The organism is Streptomyces sp. SAI-170 (assembly GCF_049739565.1).
In the GTDB taxonomy this organism is placed as follows: domain Bacteria; phylum Actinomycetota; class Actinomycetes; order Streptomycetales; family Streptomycetaceae; genus Streptomyces.
This window is the reverse complement of sequence record NZ_JBMGQD010000001.1, coordinates 5,346,175-5,363,317: the sequence shown is the minus strand read 5'-3', so window position 1 is coordinate 5,363,317 and position 17,143 is coordinate 5,346,175. Positions and strand designations below refer to the sequence as shown.

Annotated in this window: 15 protein-coding genes and 1 tRNA gene; 13 read left to right on the top strand and 3 right to left on the bottom strand. The window is 69.5% G+C overall.

Annotated elements, in window-relative coordinates; translation table 11 throughout:
- Positions 1–36 precede the first annotated feature (36 nt).
- The 7 genes from desA (at position 37) to glmS (ending at position 8,148) form a co-directional block, all read left to right on the top strand.
- Positions 37–1,479 carry a lysine decarboxylase DesA gene (desA, locus tag RKD23_RS24040; RefSeq protein ID WP_424855538.1) on the top strand — a complete coding sequence of 481 codons (1,443 nt, stop codon included), beginning with the start codon at positions 37–39 and terminating at the stop codon, positions 1,477–1,479.
- A complete protein-coding gene (locus RKD23_RS24035; protein ID WP_424855537.1) occupies positions 1,463–2,737 on the top strand; it encodes a lysine N(6)-hydroxylase/L-ornithine N(5)-oxygenase family protein in 1,275 nt (424 codons plus the stop codon). Before desA ends, RKD23_RS24035 begins: the two co-directional genes overlap by 17 nt.
- A complete protein-coding gene (locus RKD23_RS24030) occupies positions 2,734–3,258 on the top strand; it encodes a GNAT family N-acetyltransferase (RefSeq protein ID WP_424855536.1) in 525 nt (174 codons plus the stop codon). Before RKD23_RS24035 ends, RKD23_RS24030 begins: the two co-directional genes overlap by 4 nt.
- Positions 3,255–5,024, top strand: a complete 1,770-nt coding sequence (locus RKD23_RS24025; RefSeq protein ID WP_424855535.1) for an IucA/IucC family protein — start codon at positions 3,255–3,257, stop codon at positions 5,022–5,024. The genes RKD23_RS24030 and RKD23_RS24025 overlap by 4 nt, the downstream gene beginning before the upstream one ends.
- A gap of 85 nt (positions 5,025–5,109) precedes the next feature.
- Positions 5,110–5,976: a DUF4429 domain-containing protein gene (locus tag RKD23_RS24020; protein ID WP_424855534.1), complete on the top strand. Its 867-nt coding sequence runs from the start codon at positions 5,110–5,112 to the stop codon at positions 5,974–5,976.
- Positions 5,977–6,060: 84 nt separating this feature from the next.
- Entirely contained in the window at positions 6,061–6,318 is a 258-nt protein-coding gene (locus tag RKD23_RS24015) for a hypothetical protein (protein WP_399641824.1), read from the top strand.
- A 12-nt stretch (positions 6,319–6,330) separates the two neighbouring features.
- A complete protein-coding gene (gene glmS / locus RKD23_RS24010) occupies positions 6,331–8,148 on the top strand; it encodes a glutamine--fructose-6-phosphate transaminase (isomerizing) (protein ID WP_404036071.1) in 1,818 nt (605 codons plus the stop codon).
- 150 nt (positions 8,149–8,298) lie between these two features.
- Here glmS and RKD23_RS24005 read toward each other — a convergent pair whose 3' ends face one another.
- Positions 8,299–8,856, bottom strand: coding sequence for a GPR1/FUN34/YaaH family transporter (locus RKD23_RS24005; RefSeq protein ID WP_424855533.1), 558 nt, complete (start codon positions 8,854–8,856; stop codon positions 8,299–8,301).
- A gap of 150 nt (positions 8,857–9,006) precedes the next feature.
- The gene (locus RKD23_RS24000) at positions 9,007–9,534 is read right to left on the bottom strand and encodes a universal stress protein (protein ID WP_404036076.1); all 528 of its coding nucleotides are present in this window, start codon (positions 9,532–9,534) and stop codon (positions 9,007–9,009) included.
- A 342-nt stretch (positions 9,535–9,876) separates the two neighbouring features.
- Between RKD23_RS24000 and RKD23_RS23995 the strand changes: the two genes are divergently transcribed.
- From RKD23_RS23995 to RKD23_RS23980, 4 genes are all read left to right on the top strand, one after another.
- Positions 9,877–10,167 carry a hypothetical protein gene (locus RKD23_RS23995; RefSeq protein WP_424855532.1) on the top strand — a complete coding sequence of 97 codons (291 nt, stop codon included), beginning with the start codon at positions 9,877–9,879 and terminating at the stop codon, positions 10,165–10,167.
- Positions 10,168–10,542: 375 nt separating this feature from the next.
- Entirely contained in the window at positions 10,543–11,760 is a 1,218-nt protein-coding gene (locus RKD23_RS23990; RefSeq protein WP_424855531.1) for a helix-turn-helix domain-containing protein, read from the top strand.
- Positions 11,761–11,890: 130 nt separating this feature from the next.
- A complete protein-coding gene (orn, locus tag RKD23_RS23985) occupies positions 11,891–12,493 on the top strand; it encodes an oligoribonuclease (protein WP_424855530.1) in 603 nt (200 codons plus the stop codon).
- A 104-nt stretch (positions 12,494–12,597) separates the two neighbouring features.
- A tRNA-His gene (locus tag RKD23_RS23980) sits at positions 12,598–12,670 on the top strand.
- 114 nt (positions 12,671–12,784) lie between these two features.
- Here RKD23_RS23980 and RKD23_RS23975 read toward each other — a convergent pair.
- Positions 12,785–13,840: a LacI family DNA-binding transcriptional regulator gene (locus tag RKD23_RS23975; protein WP_424855529.1), complete on the bottom strand. Its 1,056-nt coding sequence runs from the start codon at positions 13,838–13,840 to the stop codon at positions 12,785–12,787.
- A gap of 961 nt (positions 13,841–14,801) precedes the next feature.
- On the opposite strand from RKD23_RS23975, the gene RKD23_RS23970 reads away from it, so the two are divergent.
- Together RKD23_RS23970 and RKD23_RS23965 are read left to right on the top strand one after the other, a co-directional pair.
- Positions 14,802–16,124 carry an ABC transporter substrate-binding protein gene (locus RKD23_RS23970; RefSeq protein ID WP_424855528.1) on the top strand — a complete coding sequence of 441 codons (1,323 nt, stop codon included), beginning with the start codon at positions 14,802–14,804 and terminating at the stop codon, positions 16,122–16,124.
- A 5-nt stretch (positions 16,125–16,129) separates the two neighbouring features.
- On the top strand, positions 16,130–17,140 hold the full coding sequence (locus tag RKD23_RS23965) for a carbohydrate ABC transporter permease (RefSeq protein WP_424858321.1): 1,011 nt from the start codon (positions 16,130–16,132) through the stop codon (positions 17,138–17,140).
- The last annotated feature ends 3 nt before the right edge of the window (positions 17,141–17,143 follow it).

The following is a 17,143-nucleotide window of genomic DNA, read 5'->3' as shown; positions in this document are numbered from 1 at the left end:
TCCCTCACGGTCCATCCCCACCCGGAGGCCCCCCGCATGCGCTCGCACCTGCTCAATGACACGACCGCGGAGCACTACCGCCGCTCCGTGACCGAAGGAGTCGAGCGGGTGGCGGCCAAACTCGCCACCACCGACCGCCCGTTCACCGGCGTGGCCGTCGACACCCTCGCCCCCCGCATCGAGCGGATCGACTTGGACCGGCCCCTGTACGACACCGCCGCCGTCCTCGACGAGCTGGAGGACGTCTACCTCCGGGACGCGGTCTACTTCCACCACCCCCGCTACCTCGCGCACCTCAACTGCCCGGTCGTCATCCCGGCCGTGCTCGGCGAGGCCGTCCTGTCCGCCGTCAACTCCTCCCTCGACACCTGGGACCAGTCGGCCGGCGGCACCCTCATCGAGCGCAGGCTGATCGACTGGACCGCCGAGCGCATCGGCCTCGGCCCCGCCGCCGACGGCGTGTTCACCTCCGGCGGCTCGCAGTCCAACCTCCAGGCGCTGCTGCTGGCGAGGGAGGAGGCCAAGACCCAGGAATTCGGCAGACTGCGCGTCTTCGCCTCCGAGGTCAGCCACTTCAGCGTGAAGAAGTCCGCGAAACTGCTCGGCCTCGGCCCGGACGCCGTCGTCACCGTCCCCGTCGACCACGACAAGCGCATGCAGACCGTCGCCCTCGCCCGCGAGCTCCAGCGCTGCCGGGACGCCGGCCTGGTCCCCATGGCCGTCGTCGCCACCGCCGGCACCACCGACTTCGGCTCCATCGACCCGCTGCCCGAGATCGCCGAGCTGTGCGAGCAGTTCGGCACCTGGATGCACGTCGACGCCGCCTACGGCTGCGGCCTGCTGGCCTCCCTCAAGCGCCGCGCCCTGCTCGACGGCATCGAGCGCGCCGACTCGGTCACCGTCGACTACCACAAGTCCTTCTTCCAGCCGGTGAGTTCCTCCGCGATCCTGGTCCGCGACGCGGCCACCCTGCGCCACGCCACCTACCACGCGGACTACCTCAACCCGCGCCGCGCCGCGGCCGAGCGCATCCCCAACCAGGTCGACAAGTCCCTTCAGACCACCCGCCGCTTCGACGCGCTCAAGCTGTGGATGACCCTGCGCGTGATGGGCGCCGACGGCATCGGACAGCTCTTCGACGAGGTGTGCGACCTGACGGAGGAGGGCTGGAAGCTGCTGGCCGGCGACCCGCGCTACGACGTGGTCGTGGAGCCCTCGCTGTCCACCCTGGTCTTCCGCTACATCCCGGCGGCCGTCACCGACCCGGCCGAGATCGACCGCGCCAACCTCTACGCCCGCAAGGCTCTGTTCGCCTCCGGCGACGCGATCGTCGCGGGCACCAAGGTCGCCGGCCGCCACTACCTGAAGTTCACCCTGCTCAACCCCGAGACGCAGGCGTCCGACATCGCCGCCGTCCTCGACCTGATCGCCGGCCACGCCGAGCAGTACCTGGGAGAATCCCTTGACCGCGCTTCCTGAAACCAGCCACACGTATGACTTCGTGGGCATCGGGCTCGGCCCCTTCAACCTCGGCCTGGCCTGCCTGACCGAACCGGTCGACGCGCTCGACGGCGTCTTCCTGGAGTCCAAGCCGGACTTCGAGTGGCACGCCGGCATGTTCCTGGACGGCGCCCACCTCCAGACGCCGTTCATGTCTGACCTGGTCACGCTGGCCGACCCGACCTCGCCGTACTCCTTCCTGAACTACCTGAAGGAGAAGGGCCGGCTCTACTCGTTCTACATCCGCGAGAACTTCTACCCGCTGCGCGTCGAGTACGACGACTACTGCCGCTGGGCCGCGAACAAGCTGAGCAACGTCCGCTTCGGCACGACCGTCACCGAAGTGACGTACGAGGACGAGGTGTACGTCGTACGCACGGCGGACGGCACGGCCTACCGGGGCCGCCGCCTCGTGCTCGGCACCGGCACCTCCCCGCACTACCCGGAGGCCGTCCGCGACCTGGGCGGGGACTTCTTCCACAACTCCCGCTACATGCAGAACAAGGCGGAGCTGCAGAAGAAGGAGTCGATCACGATCGTCGGCTCCGGGCAGTCCGCCGCCGAGATCTACTACGACCTGCTCGCCGAGATCGACGTCCACGGCTACCGGCTGAACTGGGTCACCCGCTCCCCGCGCTTCTTCCCGCTGGAGTACACCAAGCTCACGCTGGAGATGACGTCCCCGGAGTACATCGACTACTTCCGCGCGCTGCCCGAGGCGACCCGCTACCGCCTCACCCAGCAGCAGAAGGGCCTGTTCAAGGGGATCGACGGCGACCTGATCAACGAGATCTTCGACCTGCTCTACCAGAAGAACCTCGGCGGCCCGGTCCCCACCCGCCTGCTCACCAACTCCTCGCTGAACAGCGCACGGTACGAGAACGGCACGTACACCCTCTCCTTCCGCCAGGAGGAACAGGAGAAGGAGTACGAGATCCAGAGCGAGGGCCTGGTGCTCGCCACCGGCTACGCCTACGCCGAGCCCGAGTTCCTCACGCCGATCGACGACCGGCTGGTGCGTGACTCCCACGGCAACTTCGACGTGGCCCGCAACTACGCCATCGACGTCACCGGCCGCGGTGTCTTCCTGCAGAACGCCGGCGTCCACGCCCACAGCATCACCAGCCCCGACCTGGGCATGGGCGCGTACCGCAACAGCTGCATCATCAGGGAGCTGCTCGGCTCCGAGTACTACCCGGTCGAGAAGTCGATCGCCTTCCAGGAGTTCGCCGTATGACGTTCACGTTCCGCCCCCTCGACCCGCTGAAGGACGCCGAGCTCCTGCACACCTGGGTCACCCACCCCAAGGCCGCGTTCTGGATGATGCAGGACGCGAAGCTTGAGGACGTCGAGCGCGCCTACATGGAGATCGCGGCCGACGAGCACCACCACGCGCTGCTCGGGCTGAGCGACGGTGTGCCCGCCTTCCTGATGGAGCACTACGACCCCGCCCGCCGGGAGCTGGTCGGGCTGTACGAGCCGCAGCCCGGGGACATCGGCATGCACTTCCTGACCCCGCCGACGGACACGCCGGTGCACGGCTTCACCAAGGCCGTGATCACCGCGGTGATGGCCCACCTCTTCGAGGACCCGGCCGTCCGGCGGGTCGTCGTGGAGCCCGACATCGCCAACAAGGCGGTGCACGCGCTGAACGCGGCCGTCGGTTTCGTGCCCGAGCGCGAGATCCAGAAGCCGGAGAAGAAGGCCCTGCTCAGCTTCTGCACCCGTGAGCAGTTCGAGAAGGCGGTGGCGGCATGACCCTCGCCGACGCCGTCGCCCACCTCACCCCCGAGCGCTGGGAGCAGGCCAACCGCCGGCTGATCCGCAAGGCGCTCGCCGAGTTCGCGCACGAGCGGCTGCTCACGCCCGAGCCGGAGGGCGAGTCGTACGTCGTCCGCAGCGACGACGGCCTCACCTCCTACCGCTTCACCGCCGTACGCCGCGCCCTGGACCACTGGCAGGTCGACGCCGACTCCATATCCCGCCACCGCGACGGAGCCGAACTCCCGCTGGCCGCGCTGGACTTCTTCGTCGAGTTCAAGGATGCCCTCGGGCTGAGCGCGGAGATCCTCCCGGTGTACCTGGAGGAGATCTCCTCCACTCTCTCCGGCACCTGCTTCAAGCTCACCAAGCCGCAGATCCCGGTCGCCGAGCTGATCGACAGCGGCTTCCAGGCCATCGAGACGGGGATGACCGAGGGCCACCCCTGCTTCGTCGCCAACAACGGCCGCCTCGGCTTCGGCGTCCACGAGTACCTGTCGTACGCCCCCGAGACCGCGAGCCCGGTCCGCCTGGTGTGGCTGGCCGCCCACCGGTCGCGGGCCGCGTTCACGGCCGGCGTCGGCATCGAGTACGAGACGTTCGTACGGCAGGAGCTGGGCGAGGGAACCGTCGAGCGGTTCGAGCGGCAGCTCACGGACCAGGGCCTGGACCCGGCCGACTACCTCCTCATCCCCGTCCACCCCTGGCAGTGGTGGAACAAGCTCACCGTCACCTTCGCCGCCGAGGTCGCCCGCCGGCACCTGGTGTGCCTGGGCGAGGGCGAGGACGAGTACCTGGCCCAGCAGTCCATCCGGACCTTCTTCAACAGCTCGCGGCCCGAGAAGCACTACGTCAAGACGGCCCTGTCCGTCATCAACATGGGCTTCATGCGCGGGCTTTCGGCCGCCTACATGGAGGCCACCCCGGCGATCAACGACTGGCTGGCCCAGCTGATCGAGGGCGACCCGGTGCTGAAGTCGACGGGCCTGTCGATCATCCGCGAGCGGGCCGCCGTCGGCTACCGGCACCTGGAGTACGAGCAGGCGACCGACCGCTACTCGCCGTACCGCAAGATGCTCGCCGCGCTGTGGCGGGAGAGCCCCGTGCCCTCCCTCCAGGACGGCGAGTCCCTCGCCACGATGGCCTCGCTGCTGCACGTCGACCACGAGGGCCGTGGCTTCGCGGCCGCGCTGATCGAGCGCTCGGGCCTCGCCCCGGCCGAGTGGCTGCGCCGCTATCTGCGGGCGTACTACGTCCCGCTGCTGCACAGCTTCTACGCCTACGACCTGGCGTACATGCCGCACGGCGAGAACACGATCCTCGTCCTGAAGGACGGGGCCGTGCAGCGCGCGATCTACAAGGACATCGCCGAGGAGATCGTCGTCATGGACCCGGACGCGGTGCTGCCGCCCGAGGTCGCCCGTATCCGCGTCGAGGTCCCCGAGGACCAGAAGCTGCTGTCGATCTTCACGGACGTCTTCGACTGCTTCTTCCGCTTCCTCGCCGCGAACCTCGCCGCCGAAGGGGTCCTGGAGGAAGGCGACTTCTGGCGCACGGTCGCCGAGGTCACCCGCGACTACCAGGAGGCGACGCCCGAACTGGCCGACAGGTTCCGCCAGTACGACATGTTCGCCCCCGAGTTCACCCTGTCCTGCCTCAACCGCCTCCAGCTGCGCAACAACAAGCAGATGGTGGACCTGGCGGACCCGTCGGCCGCGCTCCAGCTGGTCGGCACCCTGCGGAACCCGATCGCCGGGTTCTGACGTCCCCGAGAACGAGCGGGCGCCCCGGAGTACGGTCCTTCGGGGCGCCCGCCGGTTTCCCGGAACCGGTGGAACAATCCCCCACATGGCGGAAATCATCCAGAGAGACGGCACGTGGGTCTTCGACGGCGATGCGCTGCGTCTGACACCGGGACGGGACAAGAGCGTCGGACTGCTCCGCCGCGATCTGGGTGAACTCGTCGTACCGCTGGAGGCGTTGGCGGGCGTCTCCTTCGAGCAGGGCAAGCGGACCGGGCGGCTGAGGCTGCGGCTGCGCGAGGGGGCCGATCCGCTGATCCAGGCGACGGGCGGCCGGCTCACCGAACCGCAGGACCCGTACCAGCTGCTCGTCGAGTCCGACCGCTACGGCGTCGCGGAGTACCTCACGGACGAGGTGCGCAACGCGCTGCTGCTGGACCATGTGCCGTCCGGCCCGGTGGACCGCTATCTCCTGCCGGGCCCGGCCGTCCCGCTGTCGGCGTCCGCCGGGGACGGCACGGCCGCGTTCGACGGCGAGCAGGTGCGCCTGGAGTGGAACTGGAAGACGGAGGACGCCAAGGCCTCGGCGGGCGTCCGTACGATCGCGGTCTCCGACATAGCGGCGGTCGAGTGGCTGCCGGCGGCGGGCCTGGAGAACGGCCATCTGCGCTTCACGGTGAAGCACTCCCCCACCAAGGCACCGCCGAAGTACGACCCGCACGCCGTCGAGCTGTGGGGCTTCAAGAAGGACCCGCTGATGGCCCTGGTCGCGGCGGCCGTCCAGGCCCGCCTTCCGCACCCGGTGGCGCCCGCGGACGCCGTCCAGCCGCCACCGCTCGAGTCCCCCACGGCCGAGGACGACCACGACGCCCTGCTGCGGCGGCTGCGCGAGCTGGGCGACCTGCACCGCACGGGCGTCCTGACGGACGAGGAGTTCACCCTGGCGAAACAGGCGATCCTCAAGCGAATGTGACAAAGAGGCCCATCCATCGCGCTCGCCTGCCCGAAATCGGGCAGGATTGTTGCGTAACGTTTTCGACTCCTCCAGGATCTACGGGTGCACGACGAACTGGTTGATCATCTGACGCGGTCGACACCCCTGAACCGGGGCGAGGCGCTGCGGGTGATCCAGGACGTGCTCGCCTACTTCGACGAGACGACCACCGAGTTCGTCCGTCGCCGCCACCGCGAGCTGCAGGCCCAGGGCCTGCTGAACGCGGAGATCTTCGAACGGATCGAGGCGGACCTCAAATACCGGGCGGTGGCACCGCCGGAGCTCTCGCTCCGGCAGCTGCGCCGGATCGTCTACGGCTAGGAATACGTCTGTATGTGCGGAATCGTCGGATACATCGGCAAGCGTGATGTCGCCCCCCTCCTTCTGGAGGGCCTGCAGCGCCTGGAGTACCGCGGCTACGACTCGGCGGGTGTCGTCGTCTCCTCCCCGAAGACGCCGGCCCTGAAGATGGTCAAGGCCAAGGGCCGGGTGCGCGACCTGGAGGCCAAGGTCCCGGCGCGCTTCAAGGGCACGACCGGTATCGCCCACACCCGCTGGGCCACCCACGGCGCCCCGTCCGACGTGAACGCCCACCCGCACATGGACGCCGACCTCAAGGTCGCCGTCGTCCACAACGGCATCATCGACAACGCCTCCGACCTGCGCCGCAAGCTGGAGGCGGACGGCGTCGAGTTCCTCTCCGAGACCGACACCGAGGTCCTGGTCCACCTCATCGCCCGCTCGGGCGCCGAGAAGCTCGAGGACAAGGTCCGCGAGACCCTCCGCCTCATCGAGGGCACCTACGGCATCGCCGTGATGCACGCCGACTTCCCGGACCGCATCGTCGTCGCCCGCAACGGCTCGCCGGTCGTCCTCGGCATCGGCGAGAAGGAGATGTTCGTCGCCTCGGACATCGCCGCCCTGGTCGCCCACACCCGCCAGATCGTCACCCTGGACGACGGCGAGATGGCCACGCTGAAGGCCGACGACTTCCGCACCTACACCACCGAGGGCACGCGCACCACCGCCGAGCCCACCACCGTGGAGTGGGAGGCCGCCTCCTACGACATGGGCGGCCACGACACGTACATGCACAAGGAGATCCACGAGCAGGCCGAGGCGGTCGACCGCGTGCTGCGCGGCCGCATCGACGACCGCTTCTCCACCGTGCACCTCGGCGGCCTCAACCTGGACGCCCGGGAGGCCCGCCGCATCCGCCGCGTGAAGATCCTCGGCTGCGGCACCTCGTACCACGCGGGCATGATCGGCGCCCAGATGATCGAGGAGCTCGCCCGCATCCCCGCCGACGCCGAGCCGGCCTCCGAGTTCCGCTACCGCAACGCGGTCGTGGACCCCGACACCCTCTACATCGCCGTCTCCCAGTCCGGTGAGACCTACGACGTCCTCGCGGCCGTCCAGGAGCTGAAGCGCAAGGGCGCCCGGGTCCTCGGCATCGTCAACGTCGTCGGCTCGGCGATCGCCCGCGAGGCCGACGGCGGCATCTATGTGCACGCCGGCCCCGAGGTCTGCGTGGTGTCGACCAAGTGCTTCACCAACACCTGCGTCTCCTTCGCCCTGCTCGCCCTGCACCTCGGCCGCACCCGCGACCTGTCCGTCCGTGACGGCAAGCGGATCATCGAGGGCCTGCGCAAGCTGCCCGCCCAGATCGCCGAGATCATGGAGCAGGAGGCGGAGATCGAAAAGCTGGCCAAGAGTTACGCCGACGCCCGCTCGATGCTCTTCATCGGCCGCGTCCGTGGCTACCCGGTCGCCCGCGAGGCCTCCCTCAAGCTCAAGGAGGTCTCGTACATCCACGCCGAGGCCTACCCCGCCTCCGAGCTGAAGCACGGCCCCCTCGCCCTCATCGAGCCGGCCCTCCCCACGGTCGCGATCGTCCCCGACGACGACCTGCTGGAGAAGAACCGCGCCGCCATGGAGGAGATCAAGGCCCGCAGCGGCAAGATCATGGCCGTCGCCCACCAGCCCCAGGAGAAGGCCGACGAGACCATCCTCGTCCCCAAGAACGAGGACGAACTCGACCCCATCCTCATGGGCATCCCCCTCCAGCTCCTCGCCTACCACACGGCCCTGGCCCTGGGCCGCGACATCGACAAGCCGCGCAACCTGGCGAAGTCGGTGACCGTGGAGTAGTAGGCCTGTTTGGGGGCGCGGGGAACTGCGCGACCAGCAACAAACAACAGAAACAGGCAAGAAAACAGGACAGACCCCCACGTACGCCACCGAACACGTGGGGGTCTGTCACATATGGGCCCGGGGCCACGCCCCGACCCGGCGCTGCGATCAGCCGGCGGCCGTCACCCCCCGACCGGCAGCGCGCTTCGGAAGCACGGTCGGCCAGTGCGCGAGAGCCGCAGTCGCGGCATACCAGGCAACGGCACCGGCGGCCACGGCGAACCACCCACCGGCCTTGGCCAGGGACCCACTGTCGGCGAAGGCACCGACAGCCATGAGCGCCAGCCCGACGAGGAACAGCCCGTACGTCCCCCGAGTCAGCTGATCCCCACCCGCCGCGGCCAGCGACAGCACGACGAGCGCGAACAGCAGATAGAACAGCCCCGCCGCGTTCGCGGAACCCGCGTCGGTCACGGCCCAGGTGAACCACATCGCACCCAGGACCGAGAATGCCGTACCGGTCCCCGCGTCACGGTCCCGGAAGGCGAACAGACCGGCGGCGAACAGCGCGACGCCGCCGATGTAGTGGGCGATGGATACGGCGTCGGCCGCCGTCACGCCGTCGATCACGTCCGTGTACCCCAGCCCGAAGGCCAACAGGGTGATCCCCAGGGCGAGTCGGCCGGCGATCGTGGTGGTGCCTCCCGCAGAGACGTCGTTGTCCACGGCGGGCTCCCTTCATGCATGTGCAGTTGTGCGGTGACCGGTATATGCCCTTCACAAGAGCACAAACACCTCTACGCGCGAGTAGATTCGCGCACTGCACAAAGGGAGTTGGAGACGCCGAGTCCGCATCTCACCTGGGACGAGGGCGAGTTACGGGATGACGACGACCGGGCGCTTGGCGCGCTTGGCGAGCCGCCCGGCGACGGAGCCGAAAATACGCCCCACGATGCCATGGGTGGAGCCGACGACGATCGCGTCGGCCTCGTACTCGCGCCCCACCTCTTCGAGCTCGTGGCAGATGTCACCGCCGCGCTCGACGAGGATCCACGGCACCTCGGCGAGGTAGTCCGCACAGGCGAGCTCCAGGCCGAGCACCTCGGTGCGGTGGTCCGGCACGTCCACGAAGACGGGCGGCTCACAGCCCGCCCACACGGTGGTCGGCAGCCGGTTGGCGACGTGGACGATGATCAGGCCCGATCCGGAGCGGCGGGCCATGCCGATGGCGTACGCGAGGGCACGCTCGCTGGAGGTCGAGCCGTCGAAGCCGACGACCACCCCGTGCTTGAAAGCGGGGTCGCACGGATGGCGTGGCTCTTCCGCCGCCAGGGGCTCGGCCGCCGTGGGGTCGGCGACGGGCCGCTTGCGGTCCGCGTGTTCGAAGAATTCGTGACCGGCCATGGCTGTCTCGGGGTCGTGATCCTTAAGTGGGTGGGACGACAGTGTGCGGCGGAGCTGTGTCCGGGAATCATCTTCCCAACCCCATACCCCCAAGGGTACGGCGGCACGCCTCCTTAGCCCAGATCCCGCGCAACTGCACGGGGGTTCCAGGGAGCATGCACGAGGGGGCGCCCGGAACGCAATGGTTGCTGCCCTGTACAGGCGATCCGATCAGGATTCAAGTAAATTTCCCCCGGCACACCGGGAACACGATCATCGTGCCGCCGGTACGGCGCCGTCGACAGTGACCGACCAGTCGAACGGGCGTTGATCACGGCGAACCTCCGCCCCAGGGAGCACGCCATGGCCTCACCCCGCACCTCCCCGCGCCCGCCCGAAGGATGGCCCGCACACGGCGCCGCCGCACCGGAGTCGGCCGACGACGTGGTCCGTTGGGCGGCCTTCAGCTGTGTCCTCGTCCCGGTGGTGCTGGTCTGGTACGGCACCTCGCTCGGGGGCGCCGCCGGCAGCGCGCTCGGGCTTGCCGCGGTCACCGCCGTGTGCCGGGTGCTGCTGCGCCGCTCCGAGCGCTGCGCCGCGCGGGCGGGGTCGCGCGGAGGCCGTCACGCGGGCGAGAATTCACCGGTTGACTGACCGGTTTTGGCGCCCCTGCCCACCTGTTTTCGGCCAACTTCCCAAACCCGCCGAACCCCCCTCCCGAACACCCCCCAACCCCCGTTCGACCTGCACGGAAAGGGTCTCCGGTGACCCGCGCACCCTACGCGGATTGGCCACTGCGAGGAGGCGCACTTCCCTCTGCGGCTCGCGAGTGCAACCCTTCGTGATCGAATGCTTTACGCCAAGTTGCCATGTCGACAATGTGCCGGGTGCAGAGACTGGTCACCGAGGCACGGCGTGACGCAGTAGATTCGATCTTGTCTTACGGCGGGGGACTCGTGCAGGACCGAGGGGAAACGTGCAGGAGCGACACAACCGAGGAGCCGCGACCACCGAGGGGGGCTTAGCAGTATGAGCCACGACTCCACTGCCACCGCGGACGCCGCGGCCCGGAAACTGACCGGGCGACGCCGCAAGGAGATCGTCGCGGTGCTGCTGTTCAGCGGCGGGCCCATCTTCGAGAGTTCCATTCCGCTGTCGGTGTTCGGGATCGACCGCCAGGACGCCGGCGTACCGCGCTACCGGCTGCTGGTGTGCGCCGGCGAGGAAGGCCCGCTGCGGACCACCGGGGGCCTGGAACTCACCGCGCCGCACGGCCTGGAGGCGATCTCGCGGGCGGGCACGGTCGTCGTGCCGGCCTGGCGGTCGATCACCTCCCCGCCGCCGGCGGAGGCGCTCGACGCACTGCGCCGAGCCCACGAAGAGGGAGCCCGGATCGTAGGACTGTGCACCGGAGCGTTCGTGCTCGCGGCCGCCGGACTGCTCGACGGCCGGCCCGCGACCACCCACTGGATGTACGCGCCGACGCTGGCCAAGCGCTATCCGTCGGTGCATGTCGATCCACGTGAGCTGTTCGTCGACGACGGCGATGTGCTGACGTCGGCCGGTACGGCGGCCGGGATCGATCTCTGTCTCCACATCGTGCGGACGGACCACGGCAACGAGGCGGCGGGCGCGCTGGCCCGCCGGCTGGTCGTGCCACCGCGCAGGTCGGGCGGTCAGGAGCGCTACCTCGACAGGTCTTTACCGGAGGAGATCGGCGCCGACCCGCTCGCCGAGGTCGTCGCCTGGGCGCTGGAACACCTCCACGAGCAGTTCGACGTGGAGACCCTGGCCGCGCGCGCGTACATGAGCCGTCGTACGTTCGACCGCCGCTTCCGGTCGCTGACCGGCTCGGCACCGCTGCAGTGGCTGATCACGCAGCGGGTCCTGCAGGCCCAGCGCCTGCTGGAGACGTCCGACTACTCCGTGGACGAGGTGGCGGGCCGGTGCGGCTTCCGCTCCCCCGTCGCGCTGCGCGGACACTTCCGGCGGCAGCTCGGCTCGTCACCGGCCGCGTACCGGGCGGCGTACCGCGCGCGCAGGCCGCAGAGCGAACGCCCGGACAGCGGTGAGGGCACACCGAGCCCCGCCACCGCCCCGACCGGCCCGTCCGCCCAGCTGCCCCCACCGCCGGGCCCCCCGCAGGTGCTCCACCCGGACAACCCTGTCCCGCTCCAGACCCGCCGCACGGCCACCGCGGGAGCGGTCCCGCTGGCCAGCCTCCCGGGTCCCCGCACGGGCACCTGACGGGAACCGCACCTTCCCCGCGCCGTCCTTTCCGGGACCGCGCGGGGAAGGTGCTTCTCTTTTCACAGCTCCCACTCAGTAGGCGCCCGCAGCTCCTCAGCCCCACACCACGGCCCGTAAGGTGAGACACATGAACGACCGCATGGTGTGGATCGACTGCGAGATGACCGGCCTCTCGCTGTCCGACGACGCGCTCATCGAGGTGGCCGCCCTCGTCACCGACTCCGAGCTGAACGTGCTCGGCGAAGGCGTGGACATCGTCATCCGTCCGCCGGACTCCGCCCTGGAGACGATGCCGGAGGTGGTGCGCCAGATGCACACCGCGTCCGGCCTGCTCGCGGAGCTGCCGAACGGCACGACGCTCAGGGACGCCGAGGAGCAGGTCCTGGCGTACGTACGCGAGCACGTGAAGGAGCCCGGCAAGGCTCCGCTGTGCGGCAACTCGGTCGGCACGGACCGCGGCTTCCTGCTGCGGGACATGCCCACGCTGGAGGACTACCTCCACTACCGGATCGTCGACGTCTCCTCCGTCAAGGAGCTCGCCCGGCGCTGGTACCCGCGGGCCTACTTCAACAGCCCCGAGAAGAACGGCAACCACCGCGCCCTCGCCGACATCCGCGAGTCGATCGCCGAACTGCGGTACTACCGCGAGGCCGTCTTCGTGCCGCAGCCCGGCCCGGACTCCGACACCGCGAAGGCCATCGCCGCCAAGCACGTCCTGCCCGCTCAGTAGCGGTCCCCGGGGGCCGCGCGAAAACCTGTGCGCGAGCACCCCTTCGGACCCTGTAGACTTCTTCTCGGCCGGTCGGGGAAAACACTCCTCGAACACCGGTCATGGTGGGTGTAGCTCAGCTGGTAGAGCACCTGGTTGTGGTCCAGGATGCCGCGGGTTCGAGTCCCGTCACTCACCCTGTGTGATCAGGCGGTGACCTTCGCGAGAAGGTCACCGCCTGATGCGTTTCCCGGCGCCTCCGGTGGGCCGGTGGCCTACGCCCCCTCCCGAGGGAGACGCAGGCCACACGCCTCAGGACGACGCCCGCGGCACCAGTTTCGTCGGCAGGACCAGTTGCCGGCGCTCCAGCCCCCGCGACACCGCCGGACGGCGGTCGGCGATCTCGCTGAGGAGCAGGTCGATCATCCTCCGGCCCATCTCCTCGATGGGCTGGCGCACGCTGGTCAGCGGCGGCTCCATGTGGCGGGCGATCGCGGAGTCGTCGTAGCCGACGAGCGCCACGTCCTCCGGTATCCGGCGGCCGGCCGCGCGCAGCGTCTGCCGGGCGCCCGCCGCGGTCACGTCGGAGGCGGCGAAGACGGCGTCCAGGTCCGGGCGGCGCTCCAGCAGCGCCGCCATGGCCTGCGTCCCGCTCTCCTCGGTGAAGTCGCCCGCCTCGATCAGCCCTTCGTCCGGCTCGTGGCCCGCGTCGCTCAGGGCGTCCCGGTAGCCGTCGATGCGCCGCTGGGCGCCGTAGACGTCCAGCCGGCCGGTGATGTGCGCGATGCGGCGCCGACCGCGGGAGAGCAGGTGCTCGACGGCCGAGCGGGCGCCGCCGTAGTTGTCGGAGTCGACCGAGGGCAGCGTCTCGTCCACGGACCGCGGGCCGCTGATCACCGCGGGGATCTCCAGCTGGGACAGCAGGTCCGGCAGCGGGTCGTCGGCGTGCACCGACACCAGCAGGACGCCGTCCACGCGGTGCGCGGCCAGATACTGGGCGAGCCGCTGCCGCTCCCGGTCGTTGCCCGCGAAGATCAGCAGCAACTGCATCTGCGTGTCGGACAGCTCCGCGCCGACACCCTTGAGCATGCCCGAGAAGTAGGGCTCGGCGAAGAAGCGGGTCTCCGGCTCGGGCACCACCAGCGCGATCGCGTCGGTGCGGTTGGCCGCGAGGGCCCGCGCCGCCGTGTTCGGCACGTAACCCAACTCCGCGACCGCCGCCTCTACGGCCGCGCGCGTCGCGTCACTCACCCGGGGCGAGCCGTTGATCACCCGTGAAACCGTGCCCCGGCCCACTCCGGCCCGGGCGGCGACCTCTTCGAGGGTCGGCCTGCCGCCACTGCGGCCTCGTGCTCCGTGGCTTGCCATGGGTCCGCCCTCCCGTCACAACACATCGGCCTGGAATCTAACAGTCCCGCAGGACACGACCATCGTCCCGGATTCCGCATCCCCGCTCCGCAGACCGGCCGACCCCTCCCCGAAGCTCCCCGTTTCCCCCCACCGCCTCGCCCTGCCCGACCCGCCGTCGCCGCCCGGCGGGCGCCCTTCGGGTCGTACGTGGAGAGGGTTCAGGCCTTGCGCGCAGGATCGGCCTGGGCGCACACGGACAGGCTTCGGGCCGTAACGGGCCCGGGGCTTCGGACCGTACGAGCACAGGCCTTCCGGTCTCGCAGGGCGCGGGCTTGCCCGATGGGCGCGCAGGGTCGTTCCGGTCGCACGCGCGCAAGGTTCCTGTCGTACGAGCACGGGCCCTCCGGCTCGCCGGGCACGGGCCTTCCCACCGTACGAGCACGGGGCTTCGGGTCGGCTGAGCACGGGCTCCCCGGCGTACGAGCGTGGGCGTTCCGGTCTCGTCGGGCACAGGGTTCCCGGTCGGCCCGCGCAGTCGTTCCGGTCTCGCCGGGCACGGGGCTCCCCCGTCGGCCGAGCGCGGGGCTTCGGAGCAGCCGAGCGCGTTCCCGTTTCGCCCAGCGGCAGCGTGGTGTGCAGACGGGTTCCGTTCCGGGCGGTGGGCGGGTTCCATGCGGAGGGGGGTGTGGATTCCGGTCGTGCTGTCACCGTGCCGTACGCCCTTCCGGTCCGGCTTCACGCGCCGACCCTGTTCCAGTTAACAGCCCGATAACCGAACGCATCTGACTCCGCCGACTCCCTTGACACCCTCGCCCGCAGCGACGAACCTTCAACACATCACTGATGGGAGCGCTCCCACAGTACCTGGGTCATACACATCCCGCACGTTCCCCGCCCGAGCCGCAGCACGTCACAAGGGGCCCGAGCAGCACCATTTTCAGGCCGGGGGGTCGGCACGTCAGGGCAACAGGAGGACGCAATGCGAGCACGTATCGGTACCCGTCGCAGGGCGATCGCCCTCGCGGCCGTCGCGTCGCTGGGCGCCGCACTGCTGGCAGGCTGTGCCGACGACGGCGACGGGTCTGACAACACCTCGAGCGGCGACGGCGGCGGCAAGGGCAAGACCACCCTCACCGTCGGCCTGTTCGGCACGTTCGGCTTCAAGGAGGCCGGGCTGTTCGACGAGTACGAGAAGCTCAACCCGGACATCAACATCGAGCAGAACGTCATCGAGCGCAACGAGAACTACTACCCCGCGCTCGTCAACCACCTCACCACCAACAGCGGTCTGATGGACATCCAGGCCGTCGAGGTGGCCAACATCTCCGAGGTCGTCCAGACCCAGTCCGACAAGCTGCTCGACCTGTCGAAGTACGGCAAGAAGAGCGACTACCTGGAATGGAAGTGGCAGCAGGCCACCACCGAGGGCGGCCAGACCGTCGGCCTCGGCACCGACGTCGGCCCGATGGCCATCTGCTACCGCAAGGACCTCTTCCAGCAGGCCGGTCTGCCGACCGACCGCGAGGAGGTCAGCAAGCTGTGGGCGGGCGACTGGGCGAAGCTCGTCGACGTCGGCCGCGACTACATGAAGAAGGCCCCCAAGGGCACGTACTTCATGGACTCCCCCGGCGGCCTGCTGAACGCGATCCTCGGCAGCGAGACCAAGAAGTTCTACGACGAGTCCGGCGAGGTCGTCTACAAGACCAACCCGGCCGTCAAGAACGGCTTCATGCTCACCGCCGAGGCCGCGCAGGACGGCGTGGTCGGCAACCAGACGCAGTTCCAGCCGGCCTGGGACCAGACGATCGCCAACAGCAAGTTCGCCGCGATCTCCTGCCCGCCGTGGATGCTCGGCACCATCAAGGGCAAGTCCAAGCCGGAGGCGAAGGGCCAGTGGGACGTGGCCCAGGCGCCCAAGTCCGGCAACTGGGGCGGCGCCTTCCTGGCCGTGCCCAAGTCCGGCAAGCACGCCGAGGAGGCCGCCAAGCTGGCCGCCTGGCTGACCGCGCCCGAGCAGCAGGTCAAGCTGTTCGCGAAGCAGGGCAGCTTCCCGAGCACCCCGGCGGTGTACACCTCGCCCGAGGTGACCGGCGCCAAGAACGAGATGACCGGTGACACCCCGATCGGCACGATCTTCGCCGAAGCCGCCAAGAACATCCCGGTACAGATCATCGGCCCGAAGGACCTGATCGTCCAGCAGGGTCTGACGGACAACGGCGTCGCTCTCGCCGCCCAGGGCAAGTCGCCCCAGGAGGCCTGGGACGCGGCCGTGAAGACCATCGACAACAAGCTGGAGCAGTGACCGGCATGGCCGCCCGGCACGAAACCGCCGCGCCCCCCGTGAAGGAGGGGGGCGCGGCCCCGGTCCGCCCGACCGGTGAAGCAACCGCACAGGAGCAGCGGCACCGGGCCCGGCTGTCCCGCCGCTGGCAGCGGGACGTGCGCTGGAGCCCGTACGCGTTCGTCTCCCCGTTCTTCCTGCTGTTCATCGCCTTCGGCCTGTTCCCGCTGCTGTACACCGGCTGGGCCTCGCTGCACCAGGTGGAGGTGACCGCCCCGACCGACATGGACTGGGTGGGCCTGCGCAACTACACGCGCATCCTGGACGACGAGTTCTTCTGGAACGCGGCGGAGAACACCCTCACCATCGGGATCATCTCCACCGTCCCGCAGCTGCTGATGGCCCTCGGCATCGCGCACATCCTCAACTACAAGCTGCGGGCCTCGACCTTCTACCGGGTCGCGATGCTCGCCCCGTACGCCACCTCGATCGCCGCGGCCTCGCTGGTGTTCGTGCTGCTCTTCGGCCGCGACTACGGCATGATCAACTGGGTCCTCAACTCGGTGGGCTTCGACAACGTCGACTGGCAGAACGACAAGTGGCCCTCGCAGATCGCGGTGTCCACGATCGTCATCTGGCGCTGGACCGGCTACAACGCGCTGATCTACCTCGCGGCGATGCAGGCCATCCCGCAGGATCTGTACGAGTCGGCGGCGCTGGACGGGGCGAGCCGCTGGCGGCAGTTCCTGCATGTCACGCTGCCCGCGCTGCGTCCGACGATCCTGTTCACCTGTGTGGTGTCGACCATCGGTGCCTCGCAGCTGTTCGGCGAGCCGCTGCTGTTCGACGCGACCCGGGGTGCCTCGGGCGGCAGCGAGCACCAGTTCCAGACGCTCGGCCTGTACCTCTACGAGCAGGGCTGGGTGAACCAGCATCTGGGCCGCGCCTCCGCCATCGCCTGGACGATGTTCCTGATCCTCATCGTGATCGGGCTCGTCAACTACGTCATCTCGCGCCGGCTGCGCGCCAGTAGTTAGGAG

What these genes read in the sequence shown, in the direction of transcription:
- RKD23_RS23965 (WP_424858321.1), top strand. Translation starts at nt 16,130, where the DNA reads ATGGCCGCCCGGCACGAAACCGCCGCGCCCCCCGTGAAGGAGGGGGGC.
- RKD23_RS24020 (WP_424855534.1), top strand. Translation starts at nt 5,110, where the DNA reads ATGGCGGAAATCATCCAGAGAGACGGCACGTGGGTCTTCGACGGCGAT.
- desA (WP_424855538.1), top strand. Translation starts at nt 37, where the DNA reads ATGCGCTCGCACCTGCTCAATGACACGACCGCGGAGCACTACCGCCGC.
- RKD23_RS24030 (WP_424855536.1), top strand. Translation starts at nt 2,734, where the DNA reads ATGACGTTCACGTTCCGCCCCCTCGACCCGCTGAAGGACGCCGAGCTC.
- glmS (WP_404036071.1), top strand. Translation starts at nt 6,331, where the DNA reads ATGTGCGGAATCGTCGGATACATCGGCAAGCGTGATGTCGCCCCCCTC.
- RKD23_RS24000 (WP_404036076.1), bottom strand. Translation starts at nt 9,534, where the DNA reads ATGGCCGGTCACGAATTCTTCGAACACGCGGACCGCAAGCGGCCCGTC.
- RKD23_RS23975 (WP_424855529.1), bottom strand. Translation starts at nt 13,840, where the DNA reads ATGGCAAGCCACGGAGCACGAGGCCGCAGTGGCGGCAGGCCGACCCTC.
- RKD23_RS23995 (WP_424855532.1), top strand. Translation starts at nt 9,877, where the DNA reads ATGGCCTCACCCCGCACCTCCCCGCGCCCGCCCGAAGGATGGCCCGCA.
- RKD23_RS24025 (WP_424855535.1), top strand. Translation starts at nt 3,255, where the DNA reads ATGACCCTCGCCGACGCCGTCGCCCACCTCACCCCCGAGCGCTGGGAG.
- RKD23_RS23990 (WP_424855531.1), top strand. Translation starts at nt 10,543, where the DNA reads ATGAGCCACGACTCCACTGCCACCGCGGACGCCGCGGCCCGGAAACTG.
- orn (WP_424855530.1), top strand. Translation starts at nt 11,891, where the DNA reads ATGAACGACCGCATGGTGTGGATCGACTGCGAGATGACCGGCCTCTCG.
- RKD23_RS23970 (WP_424855528.1), top strand. Translation starts at nt 14,802, where the DNA reads ATGCGAGCACGTATCGGTACCCGTCGCAGGGCGATCGCCCTCGCGGCC.